The following is a 1052-nucleotide window of genomic DNA, read 5'->3' as shown; positions in this document are numbered from 1 at the left end:
GGACGGTTCGCTGGCAGACGCCTGGTCGCGATCGACGGCACCCAGATCGCGCTGGCGGACACACCCGCGAACCTGACCGTGTTCCCCAAGGCCAACCCCGGACCGAACGGGCCGCCCGGCTACCCGATGCTGCGCCTGGTCACACTGGTGGCCTGCGGCACCCGAACCCTCATGGACGCCGCCTTCGGCACCGACCAGGTCGGCGAGCTGACCTACGCCACCGACCTGGTCGCCACCGCGGGCACGACCAAAACGCTAGGACCCGCAACGATACTGCTGGGCGACCGCAACTTCTGCGCCACCGGGTTCGTGGGCACGGTCGCCTCCACCGGCGCGGACTTCCTCATCCGCGCCAAGACCCACCGCACAGCTCTCAAGCTGCCCGTCCTGCGTGCTCTGCCCGACGGCACGTTCCTGTCCCGCGTAGGCGAGGTCAGAGTCCGCGTCATCGAGGCCACCATCACCCAGGCCCCCGCCCACGGCAGCGAGCACACCGCCACCCGCCACCACTACCGGTTCCTGACCAGCCTGCTCGACCCCCAGGAGGCGCCCGCAGCCGCCCTGGTCTCGATCTACCACGAACGCTGGGAGATCGAGACCAGCTACTGCGAGCTGAAAACGACCGTTCTGCAAGGCCGAGTCCTGCGCGGCCGCCACCCGGCAGCCGTGACCCAGGAGACCTGGGCGCTTCTGGTCGCCTACCAGGCACTACGCACAGCAATGAGCGACGCCCTCCTGCACCGGCCCGGCATCGATCCCGACCGCACCTCATTCACGATCGCGCTGAGCACCGCACGCGAGCAGATCATCTGCGCGGGCGGCATCGTCCCCACCGCCCGGATCGACCTGGTCGGCCGGATCGGCTCCGCCCTGCTCAACGGCCTGCTACCCGACCGGCGACAACGGTCCCGGCCCCGCGTGAGGAAACGGGCCATCAGCTCCAAGTACCGCGCTGTTGGCCGCGACATCGACCACCGCACCCACAGAACAGTCGTCCACATCACGATCGAAGCCTTGCCAAGCCCACCAGACGGCTAACCGAACGGCATTGG

General features: G+C 69.0%; 1 protein-coding gene. It reads left to right on the top strand.

Annotated elements, in window-relative coordinates; genetic code table 11:
• A partial coding sequence (locus tag ACFWTE_RS30010) for an IS4 family transposase (RefSeq protein WP_378783333.1) occupies positions 1 to 1038 on the top strand: 1038 nt, incomplete at its 5' end.
• Positions 1039 to 1052: the final 14 nt, after the last annotated feature.

Origin of the sequence: Nocardiopsis sp. NPDC058631 (assembly GCF_042716955.1) — a bacterium.
Taxonomy (GTDB): domain Bacteria; phylum Actinomycetota; class Actinomycetes; order Streptosporangiales; family Streptosporangiaceae; genus Nocardiopsis.
This window is presented reverse-complemented; position numbering and strand designations above follow the sequence as displayed.